This is a genomic window from Shewanella sp. FDAARGOS_354 (assembly GCF_002209245.2).
Classification (GTDB): domain Bacteria; phylum Pseudomonadota; class Gammaproteobacteria; order Enterobacterales; family Shewanellaceae; genus Shewanella; species Shewanella xiamenensis.
The window spans coordinates 3,919,783-3,934,285 of sequence record NZ_CP022089.2 but is presented as its reverse complement, the minus strand read 5'-3'; the positions used below and the strand labels follow the sequence as shown (position 1 = coordinate 3,934,285).

The window sequence follows — 14,503 nt, the reverse complement described above, 5'->3', positions numbered from 1 at the left end:
GCCGCAACTCGACCGTTCAAAGGAGTCAGAAATGAACTACGTGAATAAACACAGCATCGGACTAGCAATCACTGCGCTACTGCTCAGCAGTGTTAATGTCAGTGCCGCCAATACCAAGGTCGCCAGCTTGCCACTCAGTGCCGAGCGAATTGGCTTACAACTGCAACAATATCAAGCACAAGGTGCAGGCCCCTTTAGCGCCGATGCAGGACAAGCACTGTGGCTACAGCAGAGTGAGGATCGCAGCTGTGCCAGCTGTCACACCGCCAAAGTGACAGACCCAGGTATGCATCAAAATACCCGAAAACCCATTGAGGCCATGGCGCCGTCGCTCACCAGTAACCGTTTAACCGATGCGGCCAAGATTGAGAAATGGTTTAACCGCAACTGTAACTGGACCTTTAAACGCGAGTGCACGCCTCAAGAAAAAGGCGACGTACTGCTGTGGCTAAGTTTGCAATAAAGGCGTTATCCACATCCATTTTAGTAAGCAAAACGTAAGGAAATACCATGACTAAACAAGCCCATCCCCTAAGCTGGATTGCTGGCTCCACACTTACTGCCCTCGCCCTGGCGATAGGCGTCGTAGGGCTCAGCTTAACCTTTACCAGCACGGGTTATGCCGACGATGGTCGCGCGCTGAATCAAGCCATCCCACAAAATGCAGAGTATTCGGCAGAATGCGGTAGTTGCCATATGGCGTATCCCGCAAATTTACTGCCCGCAGACAAGTGGCAGGCAATTACCAACAACCTAAGCAATCACTTTGGTGATGATGCCAGCCTGACGCCTGAAGCAACAGCTAGAATTGAGCAATATCTCGTTCAACATGCCGCGCAAAATGGTAAGGTGATGAAAAATAGCAAACCTTTAATTGCTGATATGGGGCCACAAAAAATTACCGAGCAGGCATTTTTTATCCGTAAGCACGATGAGATCCCAAGGCGCATGGTGCAAGATAACCCCAAAGTCGGCTCATTCAGCCAATGTAGCAATTGCCACAACCTCGCAGAGAAGGGCATATTCGATGAAGATACCGTTAATATTCCTGGCTTTGGCCGCTGGGATGATTAACAGCCCAAGCTGTCTAGCCCATGATGACGACCTCTCTAACAAAGTGGTCGAATGGGTGAAGGAGGGTAAAGTATTACCCTTCGACACCATCATGCAACGCTATGAATCACGGCTAAAGGGACGTTTGCTCGACCTTGAAGTCGAGCAAAAACACGGGCGCATCATCTATGAACTCGAAATCCTGCGCGACGATGGCATTGTCTATGAGATTAAGATCGATGCCAAAACGGGTGAATGGCTTAAGGAAAAGGTCGACTAATGCGCTTACTCTTGATTGAAGATGATGCCGACTTAGTAGCTCGCCTCATTCCCGCCCTTAACAAGGCGGGCTATACCGTTGAACATGCCAATAACGGCATCGATGGCGCCTTTCTCGGTGAGGAAGAAGCCTTCGAAGCGGTGATCCTCGATTTAGGCTTGCCCGGTAAGCCGGGCTTAAGCGTACTGAGCCAATGGCGCCAAAAGGGTTTGCTGATGCCTGTGTTAATTCTTACGGCACGCGATGCTTGGCACGAACGCGTCGATGGCCTTAAGGCCGGCGCCGACGATTATCTCGGTAAACCTTTCCATGTTGAGGAGCTGCTCGCCAGATTAGAAGCGCTGATCCGCCGACACTTTGGCCGCGCCGACAACCTGCTGCAACATGCTGGCGTCTCCCTCGATGTGGATAAACAAGCAGTGACCAATGCCGAAGGGGAAGTTATCGAGCTGACTAAGATTGAGTATCGCCTGTTGCATTATTTAATGGCCAACCCGACTAAGATTGTGTCCAAATCCGAGCTGAGCGAGCGTATTTACGAAGAGGAACAAATCAAAGACAGCAATGTAATTGAAGTGTACGTCAACCGACTCCGCCAACGCTTAGGCAAAGATTATATCGAGACGCGGCGCGGCCAAGGTTATCGACTCAAGGATGCATAAGCGTGTATTCACTCAAAGCCTATCTCACTAGAAACCTGCTTATCACCCTCACCTGTGCCATGGCACTATTGCTGTATTTGCTATTTCAAGGCATTCAAATCTTAACCCAAGACTTTGTTGCCTCGCGCCTGCAACACGATGCCGATAGCCTGATCTCCGCCCTCGAACCGCAAGCCGATGGCACTTGGTCGCTGAGTACAGACAGGCTCCCCAATGTGTATCACAGGGTCAACTCAGGTCATTACTTTGCGATTAACATCGGTGAGCAGCTATTACGCTCGCGCTCGCTGTTTGATCATGCCGTTTCACTCCCCAATCTTAAAATTGGCGAGCAACAACAAGCCACTCAATACGTTGGCCAAGAACACTGGCTGATGTTCAGCCAAACCATAGTCAAGAATGGGCAAACCATCACCCTCTGGGTGACCGAAGACATTAGCTCGCTCGAGCAAACCCAATTACGCTTTTTAGGCTTTGCCACGGTAGTGGTACTGCTGACCATTATGATCCTGCTATTTGCCCAACATCTGTTGCTCAAACGGGGCTTTAAACCGCTAGAGCAAATGCCAGATGCTATCAGGCAACTGCGGCTCCAAGGTCAAGAAATCGATACCCAGCACACGCCAACAGAGATTAGCCCTTTGATTGAGGAAATCGAACGCCTCATCAATCAACTCGGCCAAAGGGTACAACGCTCACGCAATGCCTTGGGTAATCTTGCCCACGAAATGAAACGTCCTCTGCAAGGGCTACAATCCTACCTCGATAGCCTAGCGCCAGAGCAAAGACGCGAAGGCAGCAAGGTGCTCGCAGATCTGCACCATATTATTGAGCGAGAGCTTAAGCGCACTAAAATCGTCGGGCTCTCCACTCCGGGGCGTTTCACCGTGCTCAATGACGATCTGCCGCCACTCATCCAAGTGATGCAGCGCATCTATCCAGAGCGTCAAATTGATTATCGGTTTGATAAAGCACTGGTGATTCCCTTTGACCGAGACGACTTGCTCGAACTGCTTGGCAATCTGCTCGATAACGCCTGCAAGCATGCGCGTCGACAGATACAGCTTTGTATTGAACAGACAAATACCAGCAATCGAGCGTATCTGATTGAGGTCAGCGACGATGGCGAAGGTGTATCGGATAGCGATTTAACGGTGATTACTGAGCGAGGGATTCGGCTCGATGAGAGCGTTCAAGGCCACGGTTTAGGCCTGTCGATTTGCAAAGATATTGTCGAGAGTTATCAGGGAGAACTTAGCTTTACGCATTCAACACTTGGCGGGTTAAAAGTTAGCGTGATATTACCTCAGCCGCATTAAACGCACAGCAAAGCAAATGCTCGCTGTGCGATGGGAATTACGACTTATAAGGCATAGGGCCGAGATAATCTTTCTTACCCACATCCACACCGTTATGGCGCAGAATCGCATAGGCCGTCGTCACATGGAAATATAAGTTTGGGATAGCATGTTCAATCGCAAACTCATATCCCGTTAAATACTTACCTTCCCAACGTGGTTGAGAAACGTGAATTGTCGCCGCATCGGCAAAATCTGCCTCGGTAAATTGGGCTAAGTACTCGATAACAGAAGCAATACGCGCTTGCAGCTCTGGCAGAGTCGTTTCAGTATCATCATGCTTAGGTACGGTATCTAAATTCCCCGTGAGACGCGCGACCCCAATCTTGGCGGTATCACAGGCAATCTGGATCTGACGGATCAGATTAAATTGATCGGGTGCTAAGCGGGAATTCAATAATACCGCCATATCCACCTTCTTCAAGTTGGCAAAAATCTCACCCTTTTCCAGAATAAGACTCAAGTTTTTCAGCATCTTGCTAAATTGAACAGCCGTTAAATCATAAAGCATGACATAAACTCCGTAAGCGTAACGCCAACCACACATTCCAATCCTAACTGATCAACTTTACCCTGTCTGCCATTATCAACTGCCAGGGTAATCATCATGCACCGTACCAAAGAACAATGGCTGGCCTTGTTTGCCGAGCAAGCCCAAAGTGGTCTCACCCAAACTGAATTTGCAAAACGTCAGGGCATCATTCCTACATATTTTAGTTATCGCAAGCGTCAGTTGTTGGCGTTTCAGGATGATGACGGTGGCTTTGTTGAGCTGACGCCACAGGGTTTGCAGCTGAATCAATCCATTTTGCTACGCAAGCGCGATATCGAATTGCAGTTTCCAGCCGGCACCGATGCACAGTGGTTAGCAGCCTTGCTAAGAGCGCTCTGACCATGAAAATGTTCCTCGATGTGCCTAAGGTCTATTTGCATAAACAGCCGGTCGACTTTCGTAAATCCATTAATGGCTTATCGTTGCTGGTCGAGCAAGAGATGCAGCTCTCGCCATTTAGCGGCGCACTGTTTGTGTTTTGTAATCAGCAGCGTACCCGGTTAAAAGTACTGTACTGGGATAGCACCGGGTTTTGCCTGTGGTACAAACGGCTTGAAAAAGACAAGTTCCGCTGGCCACGGCAGATGCCTGGCAAAATACTGTCTATTAGCGAGCAGCAATGGCATTGGCTGTTGCAAGGTGTCGATATCCAAAAAATCACCGCCCATCAGCCACTGCATTACCAGAGTGTGGGCTGATATGACGATCGGCTATAAATCCTTATGATCGCATCCAAAACAATCTAAATTTTACCAAGCACTTAGCTAAATTGGCCGTTACAATAGCGGCCATGAAAAAGACACCTCAATCCTTACCTGATGACGTTGCACTGCTCAAGAAAATGCTGCTTGAGCAGACGCAAAAGCTTGAGCGCAAACTGGCGCAAAAAGATAAACGCATCGCCAAATTAGAGCGGGTTAACCAGCAACTGTCGGACAAGTTGCAGCAGTTGCTGGAGCGTTACAACCTGAAGAAGTACCAGAAATTTAGCCCCAGCAGTGAAACCTATGAAGGTGAAGGCGAGGTGTTAAATGAGGCCGAACAGCTTATTGAAGACGAGTCAGTAGCGACAGAGCCAGATACTCAGACGACCGAGAGCGCTAAGAAAGCTGCTAAGCCACGCCGCCCACGGATTGCCCCTGAGCTGCCGCGCGTTGATGTTATCCATGACATTGACGATAAAACCTGTGCTTGCTGTGGCCATGCGCTACATCAAATGGGTGAGGAAGTCAGTGAGCAAATCGAGTTCGTACCGGCACAAATCCGGGTGCTCAGAAACGTGCGGCTGAAATACAGCTGCCGGCAGTGTGAAACCACGGACACCAAGGTCGACATTAAAATTGCCGATGTGCCACCGGCGGTTATCCCTAAGAGCATGACCACACCGAGTCTGCTTGCCCAAATCATCAGCAGCAAAATGCACTATGGCTTACCGCTTTATCGTCAGGAGCAGTTGTTTAATCAGGCCGGTATTGAGCTTAGCCGTCAAACGATGAGCCGCTGGCTGATAAGCTGTGCAGAGAAACTGAAACCGTTACTGGCGTTAATGAAAGCTGAGCTTCTGAAACAGCCCGTGCTGTGGGCAGATGAAACCACGGTTAATGTGCTGGATGTTGAGAAAAGCACCTGTTATATGTGGGTATATGGCTGTGGCTTAGAAAAAAGTACCGGCCCCAAGCTCGTGCTGTTTGATTATCAGGATAGTCGCAGCAGTAAACATCCCACCGACTTCCTGGCGGGGTTTAACGGTTATCTGCAGGTCGACGGTTATGCCGGATATGAGAAAACCCACGCAACCTTAGTCGGCTGCTGGGCGCATGCCAGACGCAAGTTCGTCGAAGCCCAAAAAGCGCAGGGCAAAGGCAAAACGGGTAAGGCCGATGTGGCCCTTAACCATATCCAGAAACTCTATGCGCTGGAGAGTAAATTAAAAACTGCGCCGCCTGATAAGAAATATGAAGCCAGGCAAACGCTAGCCAAGCCGTTGCTCGCGCAATTCAAAAGCTGGTTGGATAAATCAAGCGAGAGTGTCACGAAAGAAAGTTTACTGGGAGCGGCTATTACGTATAGCCTGAATCAGTGGCCCAAGCTTGTCCGCTATCTGGATGATGGCTGTCTGAATATCGACAACAATCGTGCGGAGCGCGCCATCAAACCGTTCGTGATTGGTCGCAAGGCGTGGTTGTTCGCTAATACCAAGACGGGAGCACAAGCCAGTGCGGCACTGTACAGCCTGGTCGAGACCTCAAAAATCAACGGACTGGAGCCGTATGATTACCTATGCCGCTTATTAACCGAGCTACCCAAAGCCAACACCCAAGAGAAACTACAGCAACTCCTGCCTTACTGATCACCAGCCACACCGCAAGGTGTGGTTGGCGTTACGCTTACTAAACTCCTGTGATAAACGCCACCAGATTGCAGCACTAGAGACTATATTGGGGCAAAAAGGATGATTTCAACAGAGTTAAAATTTCAGCTTTGCTAGGGCGTGTTGACGTTTCGAGATTAAATTTTGTTCGTTCTGGCAAGCTCGTGCTCGCGAAACGAGGAATGATGTGTAGTTATTCTACTCAAATGACGAGCGGCTCTTATGACAGAAAGTAACATAAAAACAATTTCTTAGCATTTATCCAGAAGCTTAACTATCAATCTTCTTTATGCATCAATTAATCGTATTGCCTGAAAAATAAAAGGCCTCGCATTGCTGCGAGGCCTTTTACTTTAAAGAGGTTGAGTTGGCCGATAAGCCGGGTCCTGTCGTGGACAGTCATTCATCTAGGCCTGCAATCGCTCACAGGCTCAAGCGACCTACCCGGTTCCAACGCGAGCCACGCCATACGGAACCCTATTTGGTCTTGCTTCGGGTGGAGTTTACCTTGCTACGGACTATTGCTAGCCGCACGGTGCGCTCTTACCGCACCCTTTCACCCTTACCACCTTAGCCGAGGCTATGATGGCGGTCTCCTCTCTGTTGCACTTGTCGTCGGTTCACACCGCCCAGGCGTTACCTGGCACCCCGCTCTTTGAAGCCCGGACTTTCCTCCCCGTTCTTGCGAACGCGGCGACTGTCTGGCCAACTCGGCGCGGATTATAGCCTAAGCAATCTGCGCGTACCACTGTTAATCCAGCTGGTGTGCTCCTATCGGTTAGATTTGCTTATAAATCAGACTCTAAACCGAACTTATACAGAGCATTCTTTTTAAGACCGTGAATTTGCGCGGCAATGGCAGCGGCCTTTTTAAGCGGCAATTCTTCACAGAGTAACTTGAGTGTGTTGATGGCAACGGTTGGGATAGCTTCATCATCCTCGGCCGCGCGGTGACCGTGCACCATCAGCACTATCTCGCCTTTTTGCTGGTTAAGATCGCTGCTGACGGTAGCCAATACCTCAGCCACTGGGCCGCTAAGGAAGGTCTCGAAGGTTTTAGTCACTTCACGCGCCATCACCACTTGCCGCTCGCCGCCTAACACTTCAACCATAGTCGTTAGGCTATGTTCGATACGGTGGGGAGATTCATAAAAAATCAGCGTGCGCGGATCTTCCTTAAGTTCAAGCAACTTATCGGCGCGAGCTTTTTCTTTCGAAGGTAAAAAGCCTTCAAAGGAAAAACGATCCGACGGCAAACCTGAGGCACTTAACGCCGTAATCGCCGCACAGGGGCCAGGCAGGGGGATCACCTTAAACCCAGATTGGCGCACATGGGAGACCAAGTGATAGCCGGGGTCTGATATCAGCGGCGTGCCCGCATCGGAAATTAGCGCAATCGACTGCCCTGCGGCTAGCTGATCCACAATCCACTGGGCGCGAGCACGCTCATTATGGTCGTGCAGTGCGATGGTTTTAGTTGAAATGCCAAAATGACTCAATAACTTGCCGCTATGGCGGGTGTCTTCACAGGCAATTAATGCAACCTGGCTGAGCACGTCAATAGCACGTGGGCTCATGTCCCCCAAATTACCAATAGGAGTGGGAACGATGTAGAGTGCGACGCTTTGGTCCATATATACCTCTGTAATGACAGTGCCAAGACTTTCGTCAAGCGCAAGAGAAGGTTAAACTAGAGGCAGCATCTTACCAGAGTGAAGCCCAGTGTTAAAAAGCCTGAATACAACTAAGTTAGTTTCCGTGGCCATTTTATCCGCAGTATTGGCGGGTTGCGGCAGTCAAGCGCCCAGCAGCTCTACCAGTACAGCGCCCACCGTGGCCACCTCATTAGCCTCTGCTCCATTGGCGCCAAATGTGTATTTAGCACAGGCCGCTAATAGCAAAGATCCTCAGCAACGTGATACTTACCTGCTGCTGGCGGCACATGCGCATATTAATGCGAACGACTATGCGGCGGCGCAAAAGCTGCTCAAGTCGATGCTGCCAAGCCTGACTCAGGTCCCGACGCTAGTGGCTGAACATAAATACCTGACTGCGCGGGTGCTAGAGCATACATCGACGCCGCTTGATGCTCTGAAAACGCTAACTTACCCAAGCACTTGGGTATTACCCGGCTGGCAAATGGCAGCCTATCATCAATTAAGAGCGCATTTATTCCAACAGAATAAACAGCCTATCGAACAGGTGCGCGAATTAAGTTTATTGACCACCTATTTACCTCCCGCCGAGGCGAATGAAGTCAATAATCAGATCTGGCAAGTGTTGCAACCGATGCACGAGCAAACCTTGCTCGCATTCACCAAAGATGCCAAAAGCCCTGTTTTTGCAGGTTGGTTACAACTGGCGTATATCGCTAAGCATTATGCGGTCGATCCCAACCAACTGGTCCGTTATTTAGGCGACTGGCAAAAACAAAACCCTTATCATCCTGCGGCGGCGAAGTTGCCCGCGGATTTAGATCAAGCGTTAAACGCCAAACCTTATACCCCAAAAAATATCGCTGTACTCTTGCCGCTCACAGGCCAGCGCGCCAGTGCCGCCAATGCGATTCGCCAAGGCATTTTGGCCAGTTATTTAGCCAAACCGAATGAGCAAGTCTCGGTGAATTTTTACGATACCGCTAACGATGCCGTTTCCGCCTATCAGCAAGCGGTAAATGCAGGCGCTGAGTTTATTATTGGCCCGCTACTGCCAAATGAAATCGATCAATTATTGGCATTAAACACTGGTACTGCGGCAACCAACACCACTGGCACGCCAGCAGCGCCTGTTGCGGCAAGCGCGCCGATCCCGCAACTGTTTTTAAATCAAACAGACAAGTTTGTCGCTGATGCTAATAAGTTTTACTTTGCATTATCGCCAGCACAAGAAGCAGCCGATGCTGCAATACGCATGTATCAAGATGGCGTAACTATGCCACTGCTACTCGCCAGCAACGACGCCATCGGCAAACGTATGGCCGAGAGCTTTATTCAAGCCTGGAAAAAGAAAAGCGATACGCCCATCGAAGTCTATTACTACGACAGTGGCGATAAGATGAAAACGACTGTGCAAGATGCGCTCGGCGTTCGCGATAGCCAAGCCCGCATTGCGCGCATCAAAGAACTACTGGGCAATTCAGTACAGGCCGATTTCCGCTCGCGCCAAGATATAGATGCGATTTATATGATCTCGACGCCGCAGGAGTTAACCCTGCTCAAGGCCTTTATCGATGTCACCTTTAGCGTCTTTACTCAGCCCGTGCCGTTGTACACCTCGAGCCGTAGCCGTATCGATAATGAATCGAGCCAAACTGCGCAGGATTTAAATAACCTCACTCTCAGTGACGCACCTTGGTTGATGCAAAATGGCGAAGAAAACCTGATGGTTAATACCTTATGGCCCGGCTGGAACAACGGCCAAAAACGCTTATTTGTGATGGGTTATGATGCGATGGATTTAATCAGCAAACTCGCACAAATGCGCTCATTTACCGGTTACCAGTTCAATGGTCGTAGCGGCGTGTTATCGGTCAATCCCGATGGCGTAATTAACCGCCAATTAAGCTGGGGACGCTATCAAAGAGGCAGTTTCCGCCAACTATGACACTCGGACAGCAGGCAGAGTCGCTCGCCCAAGGTTACCTTGAACAGCAAGGTTTAATCTTTGTTGAGCGCAATGTCCGCTATCCCTTTGGTGAAATAGACTTAATCATGCGCCACAAAAACTACTGGGTATTTGTTGAAGTAAAATACCGCTCAGCAAATCAATTTGGTGGAGCAATACAAGCACTTAGCAAAGCACAAATCGGCAGGATCCGCATGGCGGCCAGTCATTATTTACAGAGCCATAAATTGGATGTACCCTGCCGATTCGACGTTGTCGCCATCGAAGATACGCAGATCCAATGGCTGGTCGATGCCTTTTAAACGAGGCTCTCGACTCAGCTAATCGAATAATTTTTAACGCTTATGCCTCAACTCCACCGTGGAAATATGGCATCATAGCCACACTTTATCCTGAAAGGATGTATCCATGTTAGAACGCATTAAAGACAGCTTTACTGAATCTATCCAGACTAAAATCGATGCAGCCGAAGCACTGCCAGAATCCATCGCCAAAGCGGCGGAGATGATGGTGCAATGTCTTTTGGGTGGCAATAAAATTCTTGCCTGCGGTAACGGTGGTAGTGCCGGTGATGCTCAGCACTTCTCGGCCGAGCTATTAAACCGCTATGAGATTGAACGTCCACCACTGCCAGCCATTGCCCTGTCGACGGACACATCGACTATCACGGCAATTGCTAACGATTACAGCTACGATGAGATTTTCTCAAAGCAAATCTTAGCTTTAGGCCAACCAGGCGACATCTTGTTAGCCATTTCCACCAGCGGTAACTCTGGTAACGTGATTAAAGCGATGGAAGCGGCACTGAGTCGCGATATGACTATCGTAGCCTTAACCGGTAAAGACGGCGGCGCGATGGCGGGATTACTCAGCGTGGGTGACGTCGAAATTCGCGTTCCTTCGAACGTGACGGCACGTATTCAAGAAGTGCACTTACTGGTGATCCATTGCCTGTGTGACAATATCGACCGCACACTCTTCCCACAGGACGAACAGCAATGAGATATGCTGCCCCACTGTTAATGGTTTGCATGCTACTGCAAGGTTGCGCCGGTGCCGTTATGGTGGGCGCAGTCAGCGGCGCCATGATGGCTAACGATGAGCGTTCGGTAAAAACGCAGCTCGATGATACTAATACTGATTTTAAGATCACCAGTGCGCTACTAGAGCATGAAGATCTTAAGAAACAAACCAATATCACGGGTGTATCGGTAAACGGTAATGTGCTGATGATAGGCCAAGCCCCCAACTCGATGTTGAGGGATAAAGCGGTTAAGGTCGTACAAGACCTTAAGCTGGGCGGTAAAATCCACAACCAGATCCGCATCGGTAATCCAACGTCTTTCACGACTCGCAGTAACGACACTTGGGTAACAACCAAAGTGAAGGGACGTATGCTCAACGAGAAAGAATTGGATGTGACCCGAATTAAAGTGATCACTGAAAATGGTGAAGTCTTCCTGCTAGGGCTGATCCACCGCTCACAGGCAGAGCTTGCTGTTGACATTGCCCGTCATACTGCTGGTGTACGCAAAGTCGTTAAGGTTTTCGAATATATCGAATAACCGATTGAGCCTAAACACTTAAAGTTTAGGCTCGCCTTTTACCACGGTGTCAATTCCTAAAGACTTCACCTGTATGTTATCCATCATCTTGGGTGACTTCTCCACCAACGCTCCTATCCAAGGTAAAAACAGCGAAGGCAGCACAATCAAAGCGGCACCCAGCCAACTTAAGCTATCCAGCCATTCATCAAACAACAGCCAGCCTAAGAAAACGATAAATAACAAACCAGTATATTCGGCAATCGCAATATCACTCGCCTGTGCTTTACGGTAAGCCAGTACACAAAACCAATGATAAATCAGTAAAAAGGCATTACTAAGTAGTGCAACCGCGAGCAATTCCCAGCTCAGCCCCTCCAATCCCTGAAAGGCTGCAATAACTAAAGTCGCAGGAATCCCCAGCAAGTTATAGAGCATTAAGGTTAATACCGGATGCTCAGTATTAGGCACTTTTTTAAGCATCAACTGATTGATAGCAAAAGTAAATGCTGAAAATAACACCGCTAATCCAAACCAGTTCATCTCGCTCGGCCTGAGGATAATTAAGATCCCCACAAAGCCTAACGCTGTGCATATAACCTGCCCAGTGGTAATCCGCTCCTTTAAAAACCAGTATCCCATCAAAATAATCATCAGGGGGGCAGAATAAAACAGGGAACTGACTGTAGCTAAAGGCAATGCCATCAAACCAATAATTAAAAAAAGCGCGCCAACCGAGCCTATGTTGGCACGCCAAAGGTGAACCGAAATATATTCCGTCTGCGGTCTCTGCGAGTACAACCAAATCGGGGTTAACATGAGTACTGAAGTGATTTGTCTCACGAGTAGAAAAGTGGCTGCATTAGCATCTTCTGGCAACCATTTGATCGATACATCGTAAAAAGCACTAAATAGATTACCCACTATCAATAAAATCAAACCGATAACAACAGGGCGCTGCATTTTAACTATCCGTAAATCTCAATGCTGGCATGATAATCCCCGCAAAACTTAAGCTGAAATGATGCTTTCTCATGCTGGATGAATTAAATTCATACTAAATCGTTTAGACGTTGAAAATCATGAGAAAGCTTCCCCCCTTACGCGCACTACAAGTGTTTGAAACCGCCGCGAGGCAACAGCATTTTTCCAAGGCTGCCGCCGAGCTTTGCATTACCCAAAGCGCGGTTTCACACCAAGTGCGTGTATTGGAGGAGTACTTTGGTGAACAACTTTTTGATCGTCAGGGACGTAAACTACAGCTCACGCCCAAAGGCCAGAGCTTATTTATTGAGTTAGAAAGAATTTTTAATGAGTTAAGCGATCTTAATCTCAAAATCCGCGACACCCCAAATCAACAACTCTGTTTGGCGGTATACAGCTCATTTGCGGTGAAATGGTTGATCCCAAGGTTAGCGGATTTTCGGCGCCAATATCCCAGCGTTAAAATTCGCCTCGAGATGATCACTCAAGACCCCGATCTCAGCACCAGCACGGCCGATATCTTTATAGCAGGCAAACTCAATCAACGGGGTTATTGGCAACAATTACTGCACAAGGAACGCCTGATCCCCGTATGTAGCCCTAGCCTTTATCCTAAATGGCGCGAGATTAACTTGGGCAATTTTCAGCAACAAGCATTACTGATTGTGGATGAAGGCCCACTTGGACTCGATTGGCATAAGTGGTCATCGGCCCATAAAATCCCCCTGAATAACGAACAACAGCATATTTTTAGCCACATAGTGATGGCAATTGAGGCGGCGATTGCCGGACAAGGTATCGCCCTCGCCCCTGATTTTATGGTGGCCGGTGATATCAGTACTGGACGACTGGTAGCGGTAAATCTACCCGATGTTCATACGGGTTTTGAATTTTGTTTTTTATGCAAACAGCGACGCCTAAATGAACCCGCCATTGCAGCATTTTCTTCTTGGTTAAAATCGCAGGCCTAAACGCTTAGCTACAGCCCAATGAATAACAGACATAAAAAAGCCGACCTAAGAATGGGTCGGCTTAATCGAGTGTTATGTAATGCGCTTTTTAGGTCAAATTACACTAACAAACCAATCTTCTCGTACACCTTTTTCAGCGTCACTTCGGCGCGAGCCTGGGCATTTTCGGCGCCCGCTCTCATCACTTGGTCGAGGTAAGCACGGTCGGCACGCAGCGCACGGTAACGCTCTTGCAGCGGCTCTAACATGCCCACGACCGCTTCACCCGCGGCACCTTTTAAGTGGCCATACATCTTGCCTTCAAACTCGGCTTCGAGGCTGGCAATGCTCTGGCCTGTGATACCCGACATTAAGCTCAACAGGTTAGATACACCAGGCTTGTTTTCCATATCGAAACGCACGACTGGCGGCTCATCACTGTCGGTCATGGCTTTTTTCAGCTTTTTCATGACCGCTTTAGGATCTTCAAGCAAACCAATTACGTTGTTACGGTTGTCGTCCGACTTAGACATCTTCTTCAGCGGATCCTGAAGCGACATCACCTTAGCGCCATGCTCAGGAATAAAAGGCTCAGGAATGGTAAATGTCTCGCCGTAAGCGTTGTTAAAGCGAGTGGCGATATCACGTGTTAACTCAAGATGTTGCTTCTGATCTTGACCAACTGGAATTTCATTCGCTTGATACAGCAGAATATCCGCCGCCATCAGTACAGGATAACCAAACAGACCGACGTTAATATTGTTGGCGTGCTTTTGTGACTTATCCTTAAACTGCGTCATACGGCTCAGCTCACCCATTTGGGTATAGCAATTTAACGCCCAACCCAGCTGAGTGTGCTGCGGCACTTGAGATTGGATAAATACCGTGCTCTTTTTAGGGTCGACGCCGCAGGCTAAATACAGTGCAAGTGTATCTAAGCAGGCTTCACGCAATGCTTGAGGGTCTTGGCGCACGGTAATGGCATGCAAGTCCACCACGCAATAAAGGCAGTCGTGGCTATCTTGCATGGCAACCCATTGACGCAATGCACCCATGTAGTTACCTATGGTTAATTCGCCGGACGGCTGTGCACCGCTGAGTACTATGGGTTTGGTCATTACGTC

General features: G+C 48.8%; 17 protein-coding genes and 1 other RNA gene. 13 read left to right on the top strand and 5 right to left on the bottom strand.

All coding sequences use genetic code 11. The annotated features are described in order from the left end of the window. Positions 1 to 31: 31 nt before the first annotated feature. Genes CEQ32_RS17695 through CEQ32_RS17675 form a run of 5 tightly spaced genes read left to right on the top strand, consistent with a single transcriptional unit; the run spans position 32 to position 3,314 of the window. A complete protein-coding gene (locus CEQ32_RS17695; protein WP_047538656.1) occupies positions 32 to 463 on the top strand; it encodes a DUF1924 domain-containing protein in 432 nt (143 codons plus the stop codon). Positions 464 to 510: 47 nt separating this feature from the next. Further along, complete coding sequence (locus CEQ32_RS17690) at positions 511 to 1,074, top strand: diheme cytochrome c (RefSeq protein ID WP_088586514.1); 564 nt, start codon at positions 511 to 513, stop codon at positions 1,072 to 1,074. Further along, positions 1,067 to 1,333, top strand: a complete 267-nt coding sequence (locus CEQ32_RS17685; protein WP_037423059.1) for a PepSY domain-containing protein — start codon at positions 1,067 to 1,069, stop codon at positions 1,331 to 1,333. The genes CEQ32_RS17690 and CEQ32_RS17685 overlap by 8 nt, the downstream gene beginning before the upstream one ends. Next, on the top strand, positions 1,333 to 1,995 hold the full coding sequence (locus tag CEQ32_RS17680; RefSeq protein WP_037423056.1) for a response regulator transcription factor: 663 nt from the start codon (positions 1,333 to 1,335) through the stop codon (positions 1,993 to 1,995). The genes CEQ32_RS17685 and CEQ32_RS17680 overlap by 1 nt, the downstream gene beginning before the upstream one ends. Positions 1,996 to 1,997: 2 nt before the next feature. Then, the gene (locus CEQ32_RS17675) at positions 1,998 to 3,314 is read left to right on the top strand and encodes a sensor histidine kinase (protein WP_088586513.1); all 1,317 of its coding nucleotides are present in this window, start codon (positions 1,998 to 2,000) and stop codon (positions 3,312 to 3,314) included. A 37-nt stretch (positions 3,315 to 3,351) separates the two neighbouring features. Here CEQ32_RS17675 and CEQ32_RS17670 read toward each other — a convergent pair whose 3' ends face one another. Then, positions 3,352 to 3,864 (bottom strand): DUF1993 family protein, encoded by a 513-nt coding sequence (locus tag CEQ32_RS17670; protein WP_037423051.1) that lies wholly within the window; start codon positions 3,862 to 3,864, stop codon positions 3,352 to 3,354. Positions 3,865 to 3,960: 96 nt separating this feature from the next. Between CEQ32_RS17670 and tnpA the strand changes: the two genes are divergently transcribed. From tnpA to tnpC, 3 genes are all read left to right on the top strand, one after another. Then, positions 3,961 to 4,245 (top strand): IS66 family insertion sequence element accessory protein TnpA, encoded by a 285-nt coding sequence (gene tnpA / locus CEQ32_RS17665; protein ID WP_088585668.1) that lies wholly within the window; start codon positions 3,961 to 3,963, stop codon positions 4,243 to 4,245. Between the two features lie 2 nt (positions 4,246 to 4,247). Then, the gene (gene tnpB, locus CEQ32_RS17660) at positions 4,248 to 4,604 is read left to right on the top strand and encodes an IS66 family insertion sequence element accessory protein TnpB (protein ID WP_057786146.1); all 357 of its coding nucleotides are present in this window, start codon (positions 4,248 to 4,250) and stop codon (positions 4,602 to 4,604) included. 92 nt (positions 4,605 to 4,696) lie between these two features. Next, positions 4,697 to 6,256: an IS66 family transposase gene (gene tnpC, locus CEQ32_RS17655; protein ID WP_088585667.1), complete on the top strand. Its 1,560-nt coding sequence runs from the start codon at positions 4,697 to 4,699 to the stop codon at positions 6,254 to 6,256. Between the two features lie 380 nt (positions 6,257 to 6,636). Here tnpC and rnpB read toward each other — a convergent pair. Next, positions 6,637 to 6,990: RNase P RNA component class A (rnpB, locus tag CEQ32_RS17650), an RNA gene on the bottom strand. 75 nt (positions 6,991 to 7,065) lie between these two features. Continuing rightward, the gene (gene rsmI / locus CEQ32_RS17645; RefSeq protein ID WP_037425136.1) at positions 7,066 to 7,911 is read right to left on the bottom strand and encodes a 16S rRNA (cytidine(1402)-2'-O)-methyltransferase; all 846 of its coding nucleotides are present in this window, start codon (positions 7,909 to 7,911) and stop codon (positions 7,066 to 7,068) included. Between the two features lie 88 nt (positions 7,912 to 7,999). Between rsmI and CEQ32_RS17640 the strand changes: the two genes are divergently transcribed. From CEQ32_RS17640 to dolP, 4 genes are all read left to right on the top strand, one after another. Beyond that, positions 8,000 to 9,880 carry a penicillin-binding protein activator gene (locus tag CEQ32_RS17640; protein WP_055647093.1) on the top strand — a complete coding sequence of 627 codons (1,881 nt, stop codon included), beginning with the start codon at positions 8,000 to 8,002 and terminating at the stop codon, positions 9,878 to 9,880. Then, the gene (locus tag CEQ32_RS17635) at positions 9,877 to 10,203 is read left to right on the top strand and encodes a YraN family protein (RefSeq protein WP_047536234.1); all 327 of its coding nucleotides are present in this window, start codon (positions 9,877 to 9,879) and stop codon (positions 10,201 to 10,203) included. The genes CEQ32_RS17640 and CEQ32_RS17635 overlap by 4 nt, the downstream gene beginning before the upstream one ends. Positions 10,204 to 10,309: 106 nt before the next feature. Further along, positions 10,310 to 10,903: a phosphoheptose isomerase gene (locus tag CEQ32_RS17630; protein WP_011070670.1), complete on the top strand. Its 594-nt coding sequence runs from the start codon at positions 10,310 to 10,312 to the stop codon at positions 10,901 to 10,903. Beyond that, positions 10,900 to 11,466, top strand: a complete 567-nt coding sequence (gene dolP, locus CEQ32_RS17625) for a division/outer membrane stress-associated lipid-binding lipoprotein (RefSeq protein WP_037424203.1) — start codon at positions 10,900 to 10,902, stop codon at positions 11,464 to 11,466. Before CEQ32_RS17630 ends, dolP begins: the two co-directional genes overlap by 4 nt. 18 nt (positions 11,467 to 11,484) lie before the next feature. Here dolP and CEQ32_RS17620 read toward each other — a convergent pair whose 3' ends face one another. Continuing rightward, a complete protein-coding gene (locus CEQ32_RS17620; RefSeq protein WP_037424200.1) occupies positions 11,485 to 12,408 on the bottom strand; it encodes a DMT family transporter in 924 nt (307 codons plus the stop codon). 119 nt (positions 12,409 to 12,527) lie between these two features. Between CEQ32_RS17620 and CEQ32_RS17615 the strand changes: the two genes are divergently transcribed. Continuing rightward, positions 12,528 to 13,400: a LysR substrate-binding domain-containing protein gene (locus CEQ32_RS17615; protein WP_055647092.1), complete on the top strand. Its 873-nt coding sequence runs from the start codon at positions 12,528 to 12,530 to the stop codon at positions 13,398 to 13,400. A 98-nt stretch (positions 13,401 to 13,498) separates the two neighbouring features. Here CEQ32_RS17615 and trpS read toward each other — a convergent pair whose 3' ends face one another. Further along, a complete protein-coding gene (trpS, locus tag CEQ32_RS17610) occupies positions 13,499 to 14,497 on the bottom strand; it encodes a tryptophan--tRNA ligase (protein WP_011718615.1) in 999 nt (332 codons plus the stop codon). Between the last annotated feature and the right edge of the window lie 6 nt (positions 14,498 to 14,503).

Excerpts from the sequence above, each read along its gene's own strand:
- CEQ32_RS17695 (WP_047538656.1), top strand. The coding sequence starts at position 32 with ATGAACTACGTGAATAAACACAGCATCGGACTAGCAATCACTGCGCTA.
- CEQ32_RS17690 (WP_088586514.1), top strand. The coding sequence starts at position 511 with ATGACTAAACAAGCCCATCCCCTAAGCTGGATTGCTGGCTCCACACTT.
- CEQ32_RS17685 (WP_037423059.1), top strand. The coding sequence starts at position 1,067 with ATGATTAACAGCCCAAGCTGTCTAGCCCATGATGACGACCTCTCTAAC.
- CEQ32_RS17680 (WP_037423056.1), top strand. The coding sequence starts at position 1,333 with ATGCGCTTACTCTTGATTGAAGATGATGCCGACTTAGTAGCTCGCCTC.
- CEQ32_RS17670 (WP_037423051.1), bottom strand. The coding sequence starts at position 3,864 with ATGCTTTATGATTTAACGGCTGTTCAATTTAGCAAGATGCTGAAAAAC.
- tnpA (WP_088585668.1), top strand. The coding sequence starts at position 3,961 with ATGCACCGTACCAAAGAACAATGGCTGGCCTTGTTTGCCGAGCAAGCC.
- tnpB (WP_057786146.1), top strand. The coding sequence starts at position 4,248 with ATGAAAATGTTCCTCGATGTGCCTAAGGTCTATTTGCATAAACAGCCG.
- tnpC (WP_088585667.1), top strand. The coding sequence starts at position 4,697 with ATGAAAAAGACACCTCAATCCTTACCTGATGACGTTGCACTGCTCAAG.
- rsmI (WP_037425136.1), bottom strand. The coding sequence starts at position 7,911 with ATGGACCAAAGCGTCGCACTCTACATCGTTCCCACTCCTATTGGTAAT.
- CEQ32_RS17635 (WP_047536234.1), top strand. The coding sequence starts at position 9,877 with ATGACACTCGGACAGCAGGCAGAGTCGCTCGCCCAAGGTTACCTTGAA.
- CEQ32_RS17630 (WP_011070670.1), top strand. The coding sequence starts at position 10,310 with ATGTTAGAACGCATTAAAGACAGCTTTACTGAATCTATCCAGACTAAA.
- dolP (WP_037424203.1), top strand. The coding sequence starts at position 10,900 with ATGAGATATGCTGCCCCACTGTTAATGGTTTGCATGCTACTGCAAGGT.
- CEQ32_RS17620 (WP_037424200.1), bottom strand. The coding sequence starts at position 12,408 with ATGCAGCGCCCTGTTGTTATCGGTTTGATTTTATTGATAGTGGGTAAT.
- CEQ32_RS17615 (WP_055647092.1), top strand. The coding sequence starts at position 12,528 with ATGAGAAAGCTTCCCCCCTTACGCGCACTACAAGTGTTTGAAACCGCC.
- trpS (WP_011718615.1), bottom strand. The coding sequence starts at position 14,497 with ATGACCAAACCCATAGTACTCAGCGGTGCACAGCCGTCCGGCGAATTA.